We start from the raw sequence: 1,569 nt of genomic DNA on the forward strand, positions 1-1,569 counted from the left end.
CGGTGTTGCTGATGTTGGCGATGCCGTCGCAGGGCTGGTGGTAGCAGGCATCGTAGGGCTGGCCGGCGGCGCCGCCATAGATCCGCGCCTCGGCCGCGGTCTTGACGTTCTCGGCGCCGCTGAACAGGCCGCCGGCCGGGATGCCGTTCTCGATGAACGGGCCGTAGTCGGACCGGCCGTCGAAGGCGGTGGGGGCGGTGGCCAGGTTCTTCCGGGCGAAATGGGCCAGGAACACGTTCTCGATCAGGCCCGAGCCGCTCGGCCCGGCATCCGGCGTGTCGGAGCCGTTGCCGTCATAGACGAAGCGGACGTAGTTGGGCGACGCCAGCATGTCGAAGTTCAGTTTCAGCAGGATCTTCGCCTTCTCGGCGGCGCTGAGCGACGTGACGTAGTGGGTCGAGCCGAGCAGCCCCAGCTCCTCGCCGCCCCAGAAGGCGAAGCGCACCTTGTTGCGCAGCAGCAGCTGGCGGCGGCCCACCTGTTCGGCGACCTCGAGATTGGTCGCGGTGCCGCTGCCATTGTCGTTGATGCCCGGGCCGACCTGCACCGAATCGAGATGCGCCCCGACCGTGACGATCTTGTTCGGGTTGCCGAACCAGGTGTCGGCGATCACGTTCCAGTTGGTCCGCCGCTCATTGACCGCCTGGACCTTGATGCGGACATTGACCGGGCCGGACTGGGCCTGGGTGTACAGCTCGTTGCCGACCTCGAAGGTGGTGAAGACCCCGGGATACGGCCGCGGCCCGCCGAGGCCGACGCCCTCGACCACCTCGGTGCGGCCCGGCTGGCCCTCATTCATGATTATGACGCCGATGGCGCCGGCCGCCTCCGCCATCTCCGCCTTCTGGGCGAAGGTGCAGGTGCCGCGCTGGATCAGCGCGATCGCCCCGGCCGTCTCCGGCGGATAGTCGGCGGCCTCGCAGCCGCTGGCCGAACTGGGCTCCGGCGTCGGCGGCAGGACGAGGTTGCGGGTGGGCACCACCCGGCCGGTGACCTCGACCGAAGCCGAATAGAGCGTGGTCGCGAAGTCGGTGTGGGGCGTGTAGGTCCGCGGCGACGGCGATACCCGCCCGAACTCCGGCGTCCCGGTCTCCTGGAAGAAGTCGAACGGGAAGGGCTGGACGGTGACCTGGTAGCCGGCGCGCTGCAGCCGCTGCTTCACATAGTCGACCGAGGCCTTGTAGCCCGGCAGGCCGGCGGCGCGGTTGCCGCCATTGGCGGTGGCGATCGCCTGCAGCGCGGTCAGGTGCTGGCGGATGCCGGCGACGGTGACCGCGCGCTGCAGGTCGGCGCTCATCAGCCCGGTGATCAGGTCGCCGATCGGATTGCTGCTCTGGGCGGATGCCGTGGCGGCAAAGGCCGAAGACGCAGGAATCACGATGGCGGTCGCCAGCAGGGCGGCCGCCAGACAGCGGATTTTCACGATGGTCCCCCTTCAATTCGTTGCGGAGGGGCTTGTGCCGCCCGAGTCGCATCGAATGGCCCCGTCCGGCCAGCCCCCACTTGACTGCACTGTCCGGTACGGCCGCGAGAGACGTCAAATGATTTGTTGAATTTTGTTTTGGGAAA

The 1,569-nt window shown here is 68.3% G+C and carries 1 protein-coding gene; it reads right to left on the minus strand.

From position 1 onward, the window contains the following. A partial coding sequence (locus AC3XYG_RS21885) for a M28 family peptidase (RefSeq protein ID WP_489141983.1) occupies nucleotides 1-1,423 on the minus strand: 1,423 nt, incomplete at its 3' end. Nucleotides 1,424-1,569 lie beyond the last annotated feature (146 nt).

It is taken from the genome of Inquilinus sp., from assembly GCF_057815775.1.